General features: G+C 63.8%; 8 protein-coding genes and 2 pseudogenes. 4 read left to right on the forward strand and 6 right to left on the reverse strand.

Features of this window, described 5'->3' with window-relative positions; all coding sequences use genetic code 11:
- The first annotated feature begins 15 nt into the window (after window positions 1-15).
- On the forward strand, window positions 16-4,845 hold the full coding sequence (locus ACZ5KU_RS14465) for an NEL-type E3 ubiquitin ligase domain-containing protein (RefSeq protein ID WP_464737353.1): 4,830 nt from the start codon (window positions 16-18) through the stop codon (window positions 4,843-4,845).
- A gap of 120 nt (window positions 4,846-4,965) precedes the next feature.
- On the opposite strand, the gene ACZ5KU_RS14470 is transcribed toward ACZ5KU_RS14465, so the two are convergent.
- From ACZ5KU_RS14470 to metH, 4 genes are all read right to left on the reverse strand, one after another.
- Window positions 4,966-5,460 carry a DUF934 domain-containing protein gene (locus ACZ5KU_RS14470; protein ID WP_464737354.1) on the reverse strand — a complete coding sequence of 165 codons (495 nt, stop codon included), beginning with the start codon at window positions 5,458-5,460 and terminating at the stop codon, window positions 4,966-4,968.
- Window positions 5,444-7,102, reverse strand: a complete 1,659-nt coding sequence (locus ACZ5KU_RS14475) for a nitrite/sulfite reductase (protein ID WP_054058168.1) — start codon at window positions 7,100-7,102, stop codon at window positions 5,444-5,446. The genes ACZ5KU_RS14470 and ACZ5KU_RS14475 overlap by 17 nt, the downstream gene beginning before the upstream one ends.
- Window positions 7,103-7,640: 538 nt before the next feature.
- On the reverse strand, window positions 7,641-7,859 hold the full coding sequence (locus ACZ5KU_RS14480; protein WP_273820755.1) for a DUF2970 domain-containing protein: 219 nt from the start codon (window positions 7,857-7,859) through the stop codon (window positions 7,641-7,643).
- 131 nt (window positions 7,860-7,990) lie between these two features.
- Entirely contained in the window at window positions 7,991-11,701 is a 3,711-nt protein-coding gene (metH, locus tag ACZ5KU_RS14485) for a methionine synthase (RefSeq protein WP_054058166.1), read from the reverse strand.
- 155 nt (window positions 11,702-11,856) lie between these two features.
- On the opposite strand from metH, the pseudogene ACZ5KU_RS14490 reads away from it, so the two are divergent.
- Window positions 11,857-14,147: pseudogene (locus tag ACZ5KU_RS14490) on the forward strand (fatty acid cis/trans isomerase).
- Here ACZ5KU_RS14490 and ACZ5KU_RS14495 read toward each other — a convergent pair.
- A complete protein-coding gene (locus ACZ5KU_RS14495) occupies window positions 14,132-14,914 on the reverse strand; it encodes an AraC family transcriptional regulator (protein ID WP_054062240.1) in 783 nt (260 codons plus the stop codon). The pseudogene ACZ5KU_RS14490 and the gene ACZ5KU_RS14495 overlap by 16 nt on opposite strands.
- Before the next feature lie 121 nt (window positions 14,915-15,035).
- Between ACZ5KU_RS14495 and ACZ5KU_RS14500 the strand changes: the two genes are divergently transcribed.
- Together ACZ5KU_RS14500 and nfuA are read left to right on the forward strand one after the other, a co-directional pair.
- Window positions 15,036-15,914: an EamA family transporter gene (locus ACZ5KU_RS14500; protein WP_464737355.1), complete on the forward strand. Its 879-nt coding sequence runs from the start codon at window positions 15,036-15,038 to the stop codon at window positions 15,912-15,914.
- Window positions 15,915-15,971: 57 nt separating this feature from the next.
- Window positions 15,972-16,556 carry a Fe-S biogenesis protein NfuA gene (nfuA, locus tag ACZ5KU_RS14505; protein WP_054058162.1) on the forward strand — a complete coding sequence of 195 codons (585 nt, stop codon included), beginning with the start codon at window positions 15,972-15,974 and terminating at the stop codon, window positions 16,554-16,556.
- A 144-nt stretch (window positions 16,557-16,700) separates the two neighbouring features.
- Here nfuA and ACZ5KU_RS14510 read toward each other — a convergent pair.
- A pseudogene (locus tag ACZ5KU_RS14510) lies at window positions 16,701-17,111 on the reverse strand (NUDIX hydrolase); the annotation flags it as partial.
- Between the last annotated feature and the right edge of the window lie 19 nt (window positions 17,112-17,130).

A 17,130-nucleotide genomic window follows, 5' to 3' on the forward strand; every position in this document is an offset into this window, starting at 1 on the left:
TTCAGGACGAGGCTCATGGCAGAAACAGGTTCCACGGTCGACAGTGCTGCGCCGGCAGAGTTGGGGGTGCATTTCGATACGGTCAGGGAAAAGATACCCGGTTGGCTGTACCAGGCCGGTGCGGCCATGCGCCAGTCGTTTCGCGAGCACCTGCTGGCGCTGGAAACCTCCAGGCATGAAGTGCAACAGATCCTCGCACAGTTGCAGGGTATCGAGCAGTTCTGCCGACCGCTATTGCTCACGGCCCTGGAGAAGCATCTCAATACCGCCCTGGAGGTGGATCGCACCGAGTTCATCAGGATCGACGAGACCTACCTGCTGAGTATCTTCGAAAGCAGGCTCTATTCCTTCGTACAGCGCCAGACGCTGCTGGGCGCCGCCCTGCAGAATTTCGAGGCTGGCGAGACCGAGCCGGGCGCGCTCAGGGGCAGGGGTATCATCAGGCTGCCCGGCCGCATACCCGGCCGGCGAACGGTGCTCGCGCCGGAGATCTTCGCCGGAATCTGCCGCGGCCTGGATCTCGGCAGGCATTACCAGGCGCATATCGACGATGTCTTCAAACCCGCCGACCGCGCTCCGGGCTCGGTCAATCGGCGTTTTCTCGACTATGACAAGCGTGCGCTGAGGGTCAGCGCCGATATCGCCTGCATGAAAGGGGCGATCACCTCGTCGGTGCATGATCTGTTGATACGCCTGGCCAACGGAGAAACCGACCTGAAGCTGGAAGGGGCCAGGGTTCATTGCAGCCGGATGAACCTGTTCGACATCGAGTCCTTCGGCTGGGTAGTGATCGGGGCGCAACTCTCGAGTGACACGGTCGCCCCTTGCATCGCCTATATTCCGGGGGATCCCCAGGCGCCCCTCAAGCGCTACAGCAGCTTCTTCTCCCTTGAGCAGGACCTGGCCCTCAAGCTGCAGTCCCCCGACTACCGGCGTTTTTTCAGCCGTTTCATCGCCGAGGAGCAACGCTTGCGTTTCCTCGCCACCATCCACGGTCGAATCGCGCTCAGGCGCTACGGTCGGCCGCCGATGGGCATCCTGCCGCGCCACGTAACATTGAGTGAAATCCCGATCGAGGGTGACCTGTTCGAGAGCCTGCAGCAGCAGCGCTACCAGCAGATCAAGGCTCATGCACGGCAGTTGGTGGTGGCCACGGCCGATGTCGATGCCCGGGTGCGACAGGCCAGGCTGGATGCCTACCTCCAGGCCGGGCTGAGCCTGCTGACCCTGGCCCTGTCGTTCGTGCCGGTGATCGGCGAGGTGATCCTGGCGGCGACCGTGGTGCAACTGGTCACGGACGTCTATAACGGGCTGGAGGCCTGGCACCTGGGGCAAAGGCACGAAGCCCTCGGTTACCTGATGGATGTGGCGGAGAATGTCGCGCTGTTCGCGGCCGGAGCACTGGTCATCGGTGGTGGCCGGGCGCTGTTCAAGTCGATCAAGGTATCACCTCTGGTCGACTCGCTGATTCCGGTCGAGGTCGGCGGACGCACCCGCTTGTGGAACCCCGACCTGGCGCCCTACGAGCGGGGCATCCGGCTGCCGGAGGGCACGATGCCCGACGAAACCGGGCTCTATCCGTTCGAGGGCAATCATTACCTGCCCCTGGAGGGCAAGCTCTACGTGGTGGGCTATGACCGCCAGCGCCTGTGCTGGCGAATCGAACATCCAGGCGGTGAGGCCTTCCATTCCCCGGCCCTGCGGCACAATGGCATGGGTACCTGGCAGACACTGCATGCACGGCCGGCGCAGTGGTCGGTGATGCAACTGTTCCAGCGCCTGGGGCGGCCGGTTGCCGGGCTGGGCGAGCGGATCCTGCAGCAGGTCCGGCAGTTGCACGGCCGCGAGGTACCCGCCCTGCGCCGCAGCCTGGTGGACAACCAGCGCCCGCCAGCGTTGTTGCTCGATACCCTCAAGCGTTTCCGAATCGACCAGGCCATCGAGCAGTTCATCGCCGATGCGCCGGGTGCCCGGATACGGACCCTGGAGCAGGGCGATATGCAGCTCCGGCTATTGACATCACTGCCGGGTTGGCCGGAAAACCATGTTATCCATCTGTTCAATGCCGAGGGCGACATACTGCAAGAGTACGGCCTGCGCACGTCGGAGCAATTCTCGTCGTTGCAGGTCAGCGAATCGCAACTCAAGTCGGGCGATACGCTGAACCTGTCCCTGGGCATGCTGAGCGAAACCGAACGCCTGGAGCTGCTGGGCAGCACCCTGCCGGACCGGGCCGAACGTGCCAGGGTACTGGCGTTACGCCTTCGACAGGCCGCGGCCCAGCGTCGGCAGTGGTTGTTCGATACCTTGTATGAGGTCAGCGAAATGACCGACAACGCGCTCGAAAGGCGCATGCTCGACAGTTTTCCCGGGCTGCCCAGGAGCGTCGCCGAGGAACTGATCAGCCAGGCCAGCGGTGCCGAGCTGGAGCAGATGGGCGAACGGATTCCGTTGCGTCTGGTCGAGGAGATTCGCTGGTACCTCAAGCAGCTCAGGCTCAATCGGGTCTGTGAAAGCTGGTATCTGGCCAGCAATGAAGAGCCCCAGGCCGATCGCCTGGCGTTGCATGCTCTTGAATTGCTGCCCGGTTGGCCGAAGAACCTGCGCCTGGAGCTACGCCGGCAGCGGATCATCAGTGAGGCGGTCGAGGCCGTGGGCGCGGCGCAGGCCACGACCCTTCGTGTGCTGCTCAAGGTCGGTCACCAATACACGGCCCTCGATGGCGAAGGGCTGATCCTGGGGACGGCACAGGATATCTTCGACGCCCTGGCGCTGGCCTTGCCGCAATCGGCGCGCGAGAGCCTCGGCTCTGGAGCGACGGTCAATGGCACCTGGCTTCGGGACCAGATTGTCCGCCGGGTCACCGTCGATTCGCAGAGCGGCCAGCGCATCCTGGGCCTGGCGCCGTACAGTCAGCACTTCAAGCCGCCGATGCGCCTGGCCTCGGGACGTATCGGCTACCCGCTGAGCGACGTTGGTGCCGTTGTCGGTCACTCCGAACGCCTGAGCCAGCGGGTACGGGACCTGTACCCGGGTTTTTCCGCCGATGAAGTGAGAACGTTCATCACGTCGCTCGATCTTTCCGAACCGGCCTGCCTGATCGAGCTCGAGCGGCGGCGCGAGGAATATGAAGCCTTGTCCGCCACACTGGACCGCTGGGTACAGCGCCAGACCTGGCGCCGGGTGCGCGGCAGCCTGCAGGTGGCGCCCGTGGTCACCGATAACAAGCAACGGGTGGCCGAGGCGATCCTGGCCTGCTGGCGGCGGCAGTCACCACGCAACCTGCTGGGCGGACGCCATTTCCATGAGTTGGACCTGCTGGGCATGCGCGTCGGCGACCTGCCGCCGCTCACCGCCGATTTCAGTCATGTGGGGTTTCTGTTCATGAACGACATGGGCCTCAGCAGTAGCGAGCTGTCGTTTCTGACGAACTTTCGGCAGTTGCGCTGGTTGTCGATGGGGTTCAATCACCTCGATGGCTTGCCGGCAGCGTTGGCGGAAATGTCCGAACTGGTGCATCTGCATCTGCCAGGCAACCAGATCGTGATGAATACCCAGGCCCGCAGTGTCCTTGCCGGGTTGACCAGGCTCAAGTTCCTGAACCTCTCGGACAATCCGCTGGTATTGCCCCCGGATGTCAGCGGCATGCCCGCGTTGGAACACCTGCTGTTGCGCCATACCCACATCGAGGAGTGGCCGACGGGCCTGGGCCTGTTGCACCGCTTGCAGATGCTGGACCTGCGCGACAACCTGATCGTGACGATTCCCGAGTCGGTCTACGCCAATCCGGTCGCCATCAACCGGGTGATTCATCTGCACGACAACCCGCGGCTGTCGACCGGGCAGATGGAGCGCCTGCAGCGTTACGAACAGCAGACCGGGATCAACTTCGGCGTCGATACGCCGGCCAGGCGCCGCGTCCACGCCATTCACCGGACGCCCTCGCTGCAGGCCTACGACCGCTGGACCGTGGGCTTGTCCCGGGGGCAGAAGATGTTGAAAGAGCAGCAATGGCGAGCCCTGTTCCGCGAGCAGGGCGCGGGGGATTTCTTCCGCCTGCTGGCCGACCTGACGGCCACGGCCGAGTACCGCGAGGCGCGTGAGGCCCTGAGCAGGCGGGTCTGGCAGGTGCTGGATGCGGCCAGCCAGTACACCGATCTGCGCGAGGAGCTGTTCGTTACCGCGTCCCAGCCACAGACCTGTTCCGACGGTGCGGAACTGATCTTCAGTGACATGGAGGTGCGTACCCTGGTCTTCCAGGCCAGGGTCATGGCTGGCGACAGCCCGACGCTCACCGAGACGAACCTGCTGAAACTGGCCAGGGGACTGTGGCGCCTGGACGAGATCGAGGCCCTGGCGCAGGTCGATGTCGAGGCACGCCTGCAGAAACCGGGCGTCCATGTCGACCCGCTGGAAGTCCGGCTGGCCTACCGGATCGGCCTGGCCAGCCGACTCGGCCTGCCGGGACAGCCCGCCCACATGACCTTCACCGAGTTGGCCGGGGTGCCGCAGCCGGCGCTGGATGCCGCCTATCTCAAGGTGCTCGAACGGGAGAAGAGCCCGGACTACCTCCGCTCGATGGCCGCGCGCGAGTTCTGGAGTGACCATCTCAAGGCCCGCTATCCCGAGCGCTTCGAGGCGATCAACAGCCGGCACCAGGCGGTGGTGCAGGCGCTCGATGCCCGGCGTACCAGTCGCCAGGACCCGGCGTGGCATGAATTCATCGATATCGAACTGGAGGCGCAGATGGGCGACCAGCTCAAGGCCTGGCGTGAAGAGCAGGGCAGGGAACTGGAGAAACTGACTGGAGAGATACTGCAAAGGACGCCGCAGGGGCAATTGTAGACGCTGGGCTTGGCCGGAAATCGCCCATAAGAGCACCGCAACATTCAAATCGATCAAGCGTTTCGGCTTTTGCCGTGGAGCGACCGGGTCCGGGCTCTGGCGAGCCCGGACCACGGCGTTTCAGCGACGACGGAACAGCGGCAGCGGTTCGTCGGTGGCGGCCTGGTAGGTCACCGAGAAGTCCTTGAGACTTTCCAGGGCTTCATACGGGTCCTTGTCGGCACGCAGGGCAAAGGCATCGAACCCGCAGCGATGCAGGTAGAACAGCTGGTCGCGCAGCACGTCGCCGATCGCCCGCAGTTCACCCTTGAAACCGTAGCGGTCGCGCAGCAGGCGGGCGTTGGAGTAGTTGCGCCCATCGGTGAAGGCCGGGAAGTTCAGGGCGATCACCTGGAAGTGCTGGACGTCATCGCCAATTTCCTCGGCTTCCTCGTCGGCGTCCAGCCACACGCCCAGGCCGCCGTCGCGGGCCTTGAGGGCATGGCCGTGGTCGCGCCACAGGGCCAGCGGGACGATCAGGTCGTCGCAGTTGGTGATGCCGTCGAGGGTCGCGTCCTTGGGCAGCAGGTGCCAGGTCTCGTCGACCACCTGGTTGTTCTTAATGATTCGCTGCATAGACGCGTTCCTTGAAGAGGTCGATGCCGATACGTTGGTAGGTGTCGATGAAGCGCTCGTCTTCGGTACGCTGTTCCACGTACACGTCGATCAGCTTCGAGATCACGTCGGGCATGTCGTCCTGGGCGAAGGACGGGCCGAGGATCTTGCCCAGGCTGGCGTCGCGGCTGGCGCTGCCGCCGAGGGAAACCTGGTAGAACTCTTCACCTTTCTTGTCCACCCCGAGAATGCCGATATGGCCGACGTGGTGGTGGCCGCAGGCGTTCATGCAGCCGGAGATGTTCAGGTCCAGTTCGCCGATGTCGAACAGGTAGTCCAGGTCGTCGAAACGGCGTTGGATGGACTCGGCGATCGGGATCGACTTGGCGTTCGCCAGGGAGCAGAAGTCGCCGCCCGGGCAGCAGATGATATCGGTCAGCAGGCCGATGTTCGGCGTGGCGAAACCGTATTCGCGCAGTTCACCCCACAGTTCGAACAGCTTGCTCTGCTCGACGTCGGCGAGAATGATGTTCTGCTCGTGGGAGGTGCGCAGTTGGCCGAAGCTGTAGCGGTCGGCGAGATCGGAGATCGCGTCGAACTGCTTGTCGGTGACATCGCCCGGGGCAACGCCGGTCGGCTTCAGCGACAGGGTCACGGCGACATAACCCGGCTTCTTGTGCGCGAGGGTGTTGCGCACGCGCCAGCGGGCAAAGCCCGGGTGCTGCTGGTCCAGTGCCGCCAGTTCGGCAGCCTGGTCTTGCAGCACCTTGTAGTCGGGGCCGACGAAGTGTTTGGCGATCCGCTGCACTTCGGCTTCGGTCAGGGTGGTCTGGCCGCCACGCAGGTGGACCATCTCGGCCTCGACCTTCTCGGCGAAGACTTCCGGGGTCAGGGCCTTGACCAGGATCTTGATCCGCGCCTTGTACTTGTTGTCACGACGGCCATAGCGGTTGTAAACACGCAGGATGGCGTCGAGGTAGCTCAGCAGGTCCTGCCACGGCAGGAACTCGTTGATGAAGGCACCGACCACCGGGGTACGGCCCAGGCCACCGCCGACCAGGACCCGGAAGCCCAGCTCGCCGGCGGCGTTGTACACCGCTTCCAGGCCGATATCATGGACTTCGATGGCCGCACGGTCGGAACTCGAGCCGTTGATGGCGATCTTGAACTTGCGCGGCAGGTAGGCGAATTCCGGGTGGAAGGTGGTCCACTGGCGGACGATTTCGCACCAGGGGCGCGGGTCGATCAGCTCGTCGGCGGCGACGCCGGCGAACTGGTCGGTGGTGACGTTGCGCAGGCAGTTGCCACTGGTCTGGATCGCGTGCATCTGCACGGTGGCGAGTTCCTCGAGGATATCCGGAACGTCTTCCAGCGCCGGCCAGTTGAACTGGATATTCTGCCGGGTACTGATGTGGGCGTAGCCCTTGTCATAGTCGCGGGCGATCTTGGCCATCATCCGCGTCTGGCGCGAACTCAGTTGGCCGTAGGGCACGGCGACCCGCAGCATCGGCGCGAAGCGCTGGATGTAGAGGCCATTTTGCAGGCGCAGGGGGCGGAACTCTTCTTCGCTCAGTTCGCCCGCCAGATAGCGTCGGGTCTGATCACGGAACTGCTTGACGCGGTCCTCGATGATTCGCTGATCGTACTCGTCGTATACGTACATATTGATCCTGTTTTCAGGCTTTATAGGTCTGTCGAGGGCAAGACACCGTCGCCAGACCTGAACAATTCCGCGCGCACGGCCGCGCACTCCCAGGGGGAGCCGGCGAAAGATAGCAGTTTGCGGTTATGTGCAAAAATGATGTTTTTGAATATGAACATAACCAAAATCGATATGCTCCGCGAAGCCGCAAAGCCCTTGGTTGTGGTGGGGACAATTGTGGTCTTAACTGTCGATGAGTCTTCGAGCAATCACCGACAAAATCTACAAGAGGCGATGCGATGAGCAATCCAACCAAGACAAGGAAAAGCGACAGCGCGGTCGATGCCTGGGCCATCCTGTTCCTGATCATCCTGGTGGTGGTCACGGCGGTGTTCTGGGTCAGTCATCAGTGATCGGGCCGTTTGGCCTGGCCTGAACTGAAGGTCGTTCCCGGGTCTGTGTGCAGTCCGTTGTGGGGCTCAGGAATGAAAGGGGTGTAGTCGGATGCAGCAGCACGCGGTTCCCCGAAGGAGCGGGGAGCCGCGAAGTCTCGTGCGCATCAGACGCCGGCGAAGTGCAACACCAGCTTGACGATACCCAGCAGGGTCAAGGCGAACACGGCGGTGAACAGGATGCCCAGGATCACGAAATGGCTGGGCTTGCCGTGGGTGAAGTCGCGGGCGCGGTTTTTCCCGCTCTGCACGCCGAACGCCGCCGCCATCACACTGTGCAGCATCTGCCAGAAGGTCGGTGGCTTGTTATTGATAGGGTCGTCCATAAAGCCCTCCACACAGGTCTGTGTGTGGAGAGCATAGACAATTTCCGCGGTGGTCGCCGGGCGTGCGGTGAGACCTTCCCACGCGCGAACGTGGAGGTAACTGCAGGAGCCGGGCTTGCCCGCGAATCGCGTCAGTTGTCGTAACCCAGGTTCGGTGCCAGCCAGCGCTCGCTGACGGCCAGGTCCTGGCCCTTGCGCGCGGTGTAGCTTTCGATCTGGTCCTTGTCGACCTTGCCCACGGCGAAATACTGTGCCTGCGGATGGGCGAAGTACCAGCCGCTGACCGCCGCCGCCGGGAACATCGCGTAGTGCTCGGTGAGGAACACGCCGCTGCGACCGGCCTTGCCTTCGCTGGCCTCGGGGTCCAGCAGGCTGAACAGGGTGGCCTTCTCGGTGTGATCCGGGCAGGCCGGATAGCCGGGGGCAGGGCGGATCCCGCTGTACTGCTCCTTGATCAGCGCCTCGTTGTCCAGCTGCTCGTCCTTGGCATAACCCCAGTGCTCCTTGCGCACCTGTTCGTGCAGCCACTCGGCGCAGGCCTCGGCCAGGCGGTCGGCGAGGGCCTTGACCATGATCGAGTTGTAGTCGTCGCCCTTGTCCTGGTAGGCCTTGGCGACTTCCTCGGCACCGATGCCGGCAGTGGTGATGAAACCGCCGACGTAGTCGGTGAGGCCGCTGCCCTGTGGTGCGACGAAGTCGGCCAGGGAGAAGTTCGGTTTGCCGTCGGTCTTGATGGTCTGCTGGCGCAGGTGATGCAGCCTGGCCAGAGGCTGACCCTCGTCACCGTACAGCTGGATGTCGTCGTCCTGTACCTGGTTGGCCGGCCAGAAGCCGAACACGGCACGGGCGCTGATCAGCTTCTCGTCGATCAGCTTGTCGAGCATCTCCCGGGCGTCCTTGTACAGCGCGGTGGCGGCTTCGCCGACCACTTCATCCTCGAGGATGCGCGGGAACTTGCCGGCCAGGTCCCAGGAGATGAAGAACGGCGTCCAGTCGATGTACTCGGCCAGGGTGCGCAGGTCGATATTGTCCAGTACGCGGGTGCCGGTGAAGGTCGGTTTGACCGGCTGGTACCCGCTCCAGTCGAACTGCGGCTTCTTCGCGATCGAGGCGGCGTAGCTCAGGCGTTCGGTGCGGGCGCTGCGGTTGGCGGTACGCTCGCGGACCTCGATGTATTCCTCGCGGGTGCGCTGGACGAAACCGGCCTTGAGCTCCTTGGACAGCAGTTGGGTGGCCACGCCGACGGCACGCGAGGCGTCGGTCACGTAGACCACCGCGTCGTTACTGTAGCGCGGTTCGATCTTCACCGCGGTGTGCGCCTTGGAGGTGGTCGCGCCGCCGATCATCAGCGGCAGGTGGAAGTCCTGGCGCTGCATCTCCCGGGCCACGTGGACCATTTCGTCCAGCGACGGGGTGATCAGCCCGGACAGGCCGATGATGTCGCATTTTTCCTCGCGGGCCACCTGCAGGATCTTCTCCGCCGGGACCATCACGCCGAGGTCGACGATGTCGTAGCCGTTACAGCCCAGCACCACGCCGACGATGTTCTTGCCGATGTCGTGCACGTCGCCCTTGACCGTGGCCATCAGGATCTTGCCCTTGGCTTCCGGCTTGTCGCCTTTCTCCAGTTCGATGAACGGAATCAGGTGCGCCACGGCCTGCTTCATCACCCGGGCGGACTTGACCACCTGGGGCAGGAACATCTTGCCGGCGCCGAACAGGTCGCCAACGATGTTCATGCCGGCCATCAGCGGGCCTTCGATGACTTCGATCGGGCGGGCGAAGGACAGGCGCGATTCCTCGGTGTCCTCGACGATATGGGTGGTGATGCCCTTGACCAGGGCGTGCTCCAGGCGCTTGTTGACGTCCCAGCCGCGCCACTCCTCGGTTTCGGCTTCCTTGGCGGCGCCGTCGCCCTTGTACTGGTCGGCGATGGCGAGCAGGGCGTCGGTGCCCTCCGGCGTGCGGTTGAGGATCACGTCCTCCACCGCGTTGCGCAACTCCAGCGGGATCTGGTCGTAGATCTCCAGCTGGCCGGCGTTGACGATACCCATGGTCAGGCCGGCGCGGATCGCGTACAGCAAAAACACCGAGTGAATCGCTTCGCGCACCGGGTTGTTGCCGCGGAACGAGAACGACACGTTGGACACGCCGCCGCTGCTCAGGGCATAGGGCAGCTCGTCGCGGATGTAGGCGCAGGCGTTGATGAAGTCGACCGCGTAGTTGTTGTGTTCCTCGATGCCGGTGGCAACGGCGAAGATGTTCGGGTCGAAGATGATGTCTTCCGGCGGGAAGCCCACTTCATTGACCAGGATGTCATAGGAGCGCTTGCAGATTTCCTTCTTGCGCGCCTCGGTATCGGCCTGGCCGACCTCGTCGAAGGCCATCACCACCACGGCGGCGCCGTAGCGCTTGCACAGCCTGGCGTGATGAATGAACTGCTCGACGCCTTCCTTCATGCTGATGGAGTTGACGATGCCCTTGCCCTGGATGCACTTGAGGCCGGCCTCGATCACTTCCCACTTGGAGGAGTCGATCATGATCGGCACGCGGGAGATATCCGGCTCGCTGGCGATCAGGTTGAGGAAGGTGACCATCGCCTTCTTCGAGTCGAGCATGCCCTCGTCCATGTTGATGTCGATCACCTGGGCGCCGGCTTCCACCTGCTGCAGGGCGACTTCGAGGGCTTCGGTGTAGTTCTCCTCGCGGATCAGCCGGGCGAACTTGGCGGAACCGGTGATGTTGGTCCGCTCGCCGACGTTGACGAACAACGACTGACGATCGATGGTGAACGGCTCCAGGCCGGACAGGCGACAGGCCTTGGGAATGTCCGGGATCACTCGCGGCGCATACGCCGAGACCGCCTGGGCGATCGCCGCGATATGCGCCGGAGTGGTGCCGCAGCAGCCGCCGACGATGTTCAGGAAGCCGCTCTGGGCGAATTCCTCGACCACCTTGGCCATTGCCTCGGGCAATTCGTCGTACTCGCCGAATTCGTTCGGCAGGCCGGCGTTGGGGTGGGCGGAGACGTGGGTGCTGGCCTTGTCCGACAGCTCTTCCAGGTACGGGCGCAGTTCGCTGGCGCCGAGGGCGCAGTTCAGGCCGACGGAGATCGGCTTGGCGTGGGCCACGGAGTTCCAGAATGCTTCGGTGGTCTGGCCCGACAGGGTACGGCCGGAGGCATCGGTGATGGTCCCGGAGATCATGATCGGCAGTTCGAAGCCCAGTTCCTCGAAGACACCCTGGACGGCGAAGATCGCCGCCTTGGCGTTGAGGGTGTCGAAGATGGTCTCGATCAGGATCAGGTCCGAGCCGCCTTCGATCAGGCCACGGGTGGCCTCGGTGTAGTTCTCCACCAGTTCGTCGAAGGTGACGTTGCGGTAGCCGGGGTTGTTCACGTCCGGCGACAGCGAGCAGGTACGGCTGGTCGGGCCGAGGACGCCGGCGACGAAGCGTGGCCGGTCCGGGGTTTCCAGGGTTTTCGCGTCGGCCACCTGGCGGGCCAGGCGCGCACCTTCAACGTTCAGTTCGTAGACCAGCTCTTCCATGCCGTAGTCGGCCTGGGAGACGCGGGTGGCGTTGAAGGTGTTGGTCTCCAGGATGTCGGCACCGGCATCCAGGTAGGCTTTCTCGATCGAACCGATCACATCCGGACGGGTGATGACCAGCAGGTCGTTGTTGCCCTTGACGTCGCTCGGCCAGTCGGCGAAGCGCTTGCCGCGATAGTCCTGCTCCTCGAGCTTGTAGCTCTGGATCATGGTGCCCATGCCGCCATCAAGAATCAGGATGCGTTCTTTGAGGGCCTGCTGGAGAGCGTTGAGGCGAGCGCTGCGGTCGGACATGGGACTACCTGGAAAGACGGATACAAAAAGAGCCGCGATGATAGCAAAGCTGTACGCTTTGAGAGCATGTCGGGCTTTTCCATGAAAATCGCTCATGTTGAAACCTTGGCGACAGGGTAGAATCAGCGCGTTTTTTTACTTCCAGGACCAGGGATATGTCGCATCGCTTTGTCAGTGTTTTCTTACTGCTGCTGTTCAGCAGTGTCACTCAGGCGCAAAGCCCGGCCCCTGCGATTTCCTACACCCGTGATATACAACCGATCTTCACCGAGAAGTGCGTGGCCTGCCACGCCTGTTACGACTCCGCCTGCCAGCTCAACCTGGGCAGCGCCGAGGGGGCGGCGCGGGGGGCGTCGAAGCTGCCGGTCTATGATGGCGACCGCAGCAAGGCGCTCAAGCCGACACGTCTGTATATCGATGCGCAGACCCCGTTGCAGTGGCGTCAGAAGAAGTTCTATTCGGTGCTCGATGCCCAGGGCAGCCAGGCGGCGCTGATGGCGCGCATGCTGGAACTGGGGCACCGCACGCCGTTGCAGCCCAATGCCAAATTGCCGGACGACATCGTGCTGGGCTTGAACCGGCAGAACCTGTGCCCGTTGCCCGAGGAGTTCGACGGTTATGCCAGTGCCCACCCCCGGGAAGGCATGCCGCTGGCGGTGACCGGCCTGACCGACCGCCAGTACCAGACCCTGCGCGCCTGGCTGGCGCTCGGTGCGCCGATGGATGCCCAGCCGCTGGCGCCGACGGCCCGCGAGGCGCAGCAGATCAGCCAGTGGGAAAACCTGCTCAACGCCCCGGGCGCCCGGGAAAGCCTGGTGGCGCGCTGGCTGTACGAGCACTGGTTCCTGGCCCACATCTATTTCGATGGCGGCGAATCCGGGCACTTCTACCAGTGGGTGCGTTCGCGTACGCCCAGCGGCCAGCCGATCGACCTGATCAACACCCGGCGCCCCAATGACGATCCCGGCACCCAGGTCTACTACCGCCTGTGGCCGGTGCAGGGGCGATCGTCCACAAGACCCACATCACCTATGCCCTCAACGCGGCGAAGATGGCGCGGATCAAGACCCTGTTCTACAGCGGCAACTGGCAGGTCAGCGCCTTGCCGGGCTATGGCCCGCAGCGCCGGGCCAATCCGTTCGAGACCTTCGAGGCGATCCCGGCTGCAGCGCGCTACCAGTTCATGCTCGACAATGCCGAGTATTTCGTCGACACCTTCATCCGCGGGCCGGTCTGCCGCGGGCAGATTGCAACCGACGTGATCCGTGACAACTTCTGGGCGCTCTTCCAGGCGCCGGAGCATGATCTGTACATCACCGACCCGAGCTATCGGGGCAAGGCCACGCCGCTGCTGGCGATGCCCGGGCAGAACGACGATGTCGGCAGCGTGCTGAGCCTGTGGCTGGCCTACCGGGACAAGCGCAACGAATACGAGTCGCTGCGCACCGAAGCCTATGCCGCCGTGCCGGCGCCGAGTTGGTCGAGCCTGTGGGCCGGCAATGACAACGCCTTGCTGAGCATCTTCCGGCATTTCGACAGCGCCACGGTCAGCAAGGGACTGATCGGCGAAGTCCCGCAGACCCTGTGGCTGTTCGACTACCCGCTGCTGGAGCGCACCTACTATCAGTTGGCGGTGAACTTCGACGTGTTCGGCAACGTTTCGCACCAGGCCCAGACCCGGCTGTACTTCGACCTCATCCGCAACGGCGCCGAGCAGAACTTCCTGCGTCTGATGCCGGCGGATTCGCGCGATGGCTATCTCGACGACTGGTACCAGAACAGCGGCAAGATCAAGATGTGGCTGGATTACGAGCGTATCGACGACAGCAAGCCGAGCGCGCTGAAGCTCCATGGCAAGGACCCGAAACTCGACTTTGCCAGGCAGTTGCTGGCGCGCTACGGCGATCTCAACGTCCACCCGGACCCGATCAACCGTTGTGACGGCGCCTACTGCTCGCGGCCCAATATCGACCCGGCGCTGCAGGAGGCCGAACAGTCCCTGAGCCGGCTGGCTTCGCGCCCGGCGGCCGGGCTCAAGGTGATCGACCAACTGCCGGAGGCGACGATGCTGCGCGTCGAGACCCGTGGCGGCAAACGCGAGGTCTACAGCCTGCTGCGCAACCGGGCCCACAGTAACGTCGCATTCATGCTCGGCGAGGCCTACCGCTACCAGCCGGGCCTGGATACCGTGACCATCTACCCCGGCGTATTGAGCAGCTATCCGAACTTCATGTTCAACGTGCCGGCCGAGCAGGTGACCGCGTTCGTCGATGCCATGGAGCGGGCCCGGGATGCGGTGGCGTTCGAGCAGATCGTCCAGCGCTGGGGCATTCGTCGCAGCCACCCGCAGTTCTGGTTCTATTTCCATGACCTGACGACGTACCTCAAGGAAACCGACCCGGTGAATGCCGGTGTGCTGGACATGAACCGCTACGAGAACCTGTAGGGCGTGTCCTGCTGAAAGTAGCGACTGGGGGACGCCCCCAGCGCCCGCCGAAAGACCGTGGCAAAGGCGCCAGGGCTGCTGTAGCCCAGCTCCAGGGCGACCCGGGTCACGGCTTCGCCGTTGCCCAGGCGCACCACGGCCGCCAGCAGGCAGGCCTGCTGGCGCCATTCGACAAAGCTGACCCCGGTATGCTGGCGGAACAGTCGGGTGAAGGTGCGGCGGCTCATGCCGGCGTCACGGGCCATGTCGTCGATGGCGACCTCCAGTGAGGGCTGGTCCAGCAGGCGGCGGCAGATCCGCGCCAGGCGAGGCTCCCGGGGCAGCGGCGCGTTCAGTGCCAGCCGGGGCATCCGGGCCATCTCGTGGAGCAGCAGGCCCAGCAGGTAGCTGTCACGCTCATTGCCGCCGCCGTTGCTGCCAACCTCGGCCGCCTGTGCCAGCAACTGGCGCAGCAGCTCGGAAACCTCCAGGACCTGGCACTGCCCGGCCAGTGCCAGGCGCTGCCCGGTTTCGGCCAGGACATAGGCGTTGAGCATGGTCACCGGGCCGCGCATGCACATGGCGTGCGGCAGGTCCGCGGGCACCCAGACGGCGCGTCCCGGCGGCACCACCCAGTCACCGTCGTCGGTGAATACGGTGATCACGCCACACGCGGCATAGGCGAACTGGCCGCGTTCGTGGCGGTGCGAGTCGAATCGCTGGCCGTCACGGTAGTCATGACGGGTGACGATGACGTTCTGGGTGCTGCTCGGGTAGAAGTCGGGCATGGGATAAAGGGGCAGGGGTTGATCTTTGGCCCATTTTTATCCTTATCTGGCCTTGAGCTGCAAGCGGGCCATTGCACCTGCGGGCAAAGTAGCCCGGAACTGATTATCCGGATGGTTTGCCATGCAGAAAAAACACCTGTTGCTCGCCGTGCTGGTCACGGCGGTCTGGGGCCTGAATTTCCCTGTCACCAAGCTCGGCCTGGCGCGGGTCGATCCCTTGCTGCTGACCGCGTTGCGTTTCACCCTGGCGGCGCTGCCGGGGGTGTTTTTCATCCGCCGTCCGCAGGTGGCCATGGGCTGGATAGCCGCCTACGGGATGATTTTCGGCGTTGCCATGTGGGGCCTGATCAACTTCGGCATCAGCCTGGGAGTGCCGCCGGGGACGGCTTCGTTGCTGATCCAGACCAGCGCCTTCTTTACCCTGGGCTGGGGCGTGCTGCTGTTTCGCGAGACGCTGAAAGCGTCCCAACTCGTCGGCGCGCTGTTGGCGGCCCTGGGGCTGGCCTGCGTGCTGTTCGACAGCCCGGTGGGGGCGAGCAGGGCCGGCTTGCTGCTGGTGGTATTGAGCGCCGTGGCCTGGAGCCTGGGCAACGTGCTGATCAAGCTGTCACGGGTCAAGGAGGTGTTTGCCTTTGTCCTCTGGGCCAGCCTGTTCGCACCGTTGCCACTGTTGCTGCTGGCCTGGCTCCGGGGCGGCGTGACACCCTTCGTCGAACTGCCGGGGCAGATCGGCACCGGCCTGCTGGGCTCGCTGGCGTTTCAGGTGTATGGTGCCACGCACCTGAGCTACTGGGGCTGGAACCTGCTGTTGCGCGAGTACCCGTTGTCCCGGGTGGCGCCGCTGTCATTGCTGATTCCGGTCTTTGGCATTCTCGGCTCGATCCTGCTGCTGGGGGTCTGGCCAAGTCCGGCGGGTTGGCTGGCGAGCGCACTGATTTTCTCGGCGCTGCTGGTCGGTTCGACGAATGGGGTCTCGATGCTTTTCCGACAAAAATACTAGGACTTTGTCGAGTGGCGCGATTTGGCGTAGACTGACAGCAATCTGTGAGGAGATTCCATGAGCGCCATAACCATTACCGATGCCGCCCACGATTATCTGGCGGACCTGCTGTCGAAGCAGAACACTCCAGGGATCGGCATCCGCATCTTCATTACCCAGCCGGGCACCCAGTACGCAGAGACCTGCATTGCCTACTGCAAGCCGGGCGAGGAAAAACCGGAAGACACCGCGCTGGGCCTGAAAAGCTTCACCGCCTGGATCGATTCGTTCAGCGAGGCGTTCCTCGATGACGCGGTGGTCGACTACGCCACCGACCGCATGGGCGGCCAGCTGACCATCAAGGCGCCGAACGCCAAGGTGCCGATGGTCAATGCCGACAGCCCGATCAACGAGCGCATCAACTACTACCTGCAAACCGAGATCAACCCGGGGCTGGCCAGCCACGGCGGCCAGGTCAGCCTGATCGACGTGGTCGACGACGGCATCGCCGTGCTGCAGTTCGGTGGCGGTTGCCAGGGCTGCGGCCAGGCGGACGTGACCCTGAAGGAAGGGATCGAGCGCACCTTGCTCGAACGCGTGCCCGAGCTCAAGGGTGTGCGTGATGTGACCGACCATACGCAGAAAGAAAACGCCTACTACTGAGTCCGGTAGCAGGGCGTTCGCTGCCTTGAGTCGCAAGAAACGGTGCCCGTGAGCACCGTTTTTTATTGGGGGCAGGATTTGTGGTGCCTGTGTCGGCCCATTCGCGGGCTTGCCCGCGAATACGTCCTGAAGCTCGCTAGCGCCCCGCAGGTAGTCGCGCAACCGCTCCTGCAGATACGGCACCCCCAGCGGATGCTCCAGGTACTCGGCAATCGGCATCATCCGCCAGTACTGTCCCTCATCGCCAAAATGGATCGCCTCGATCTCCGCCGGGTCCAGTTGCCCCACCAGAAACCATGAGTGGCTGCCTGGCTGGGTGACGCTGGGGTAGCGTCGCGCCCACTCGATGCGTTCGGCGCCGATCCGCAGGGAGAACTCCTCGTCCAGTTCCCTCAGCGCGCATTCGCTCGGGGTTTCCTCGCCTTCGCGGCCACCGCCGGCAAAGTCCCAGTGGCCAGGGTAGGGGATGCCATCCTTCATGTCGCGCAGGTAGGTCAACAACTGATCGCCGCAGAGCAGTGCCAGCTTGGCTCCGGAAAACGTCGGTTCGGGCATCGTTCTTTCCTCCGCCTGT

The sequence above is a fragment of the Pseudomonas sp. Tof1 genome (genome assembly GCF_055390395.1).

Bases quoted from the DNA above. Each gene is read 5' to 3' on its own strand.
- ACZ5KU_RS14465 (WP_464737353.1), top strand. From the start codon at position 16: ATGGCAGAAACAGGTTCCACGGTCGACAGTGCTGCGCCGGCAGAGTTG.
- ACZ5KU_RS14470 (WP_464737354.1), bottom strand. From the start codon at position 5,460: ATGCAGCGAATCATTAAGAACAACCAGGTGGTCGACGAGACCTGGCAC.
- ACZ5KU_RS14475 (WP_054058168.1), bottom strand. From the start codon at position 7,102: ATGTACGTATACGACGAGTACGATCAGCGAATCATCGAGGACCGCGTC.
- ACZ5KU_RS14480 (WP_273820755.1), bottom strand. From the start codon at position 7,859: ATGGACGACCCTATCAATAACAAGCCACCGACCTTCTGGCAGATGCTG.
- metH (WP_054058166.1), bottom strand. From the start codon at position 11,701: ATGTCCGACCGCAGCGCTCGCCTCAACGCTCTCCAGCAGGCCCTCAAA.
- ACZ5KU_RS14495 (WP_054062240.1), bottom strand. From the start codon at position 14,914: ATGCCCGACTTCTACCCGAGCAGCACCCAGAACGTCATCGTCACCCGT.
- ACZ5KU_RS14500 (WP_464737355.1), top strand. From the start codon at position 15,036: ATGCAGAAAAAACACCTGTTGCTCGCCGTGCTGGTCACGGCGGTCTGG.
- nfuA (WP_054058162.1), top strand. From the start codon at position 15,972: ATGAGCGCCATAACCATTACCGATGCCGCCCACGATTATCTGGCGGAC.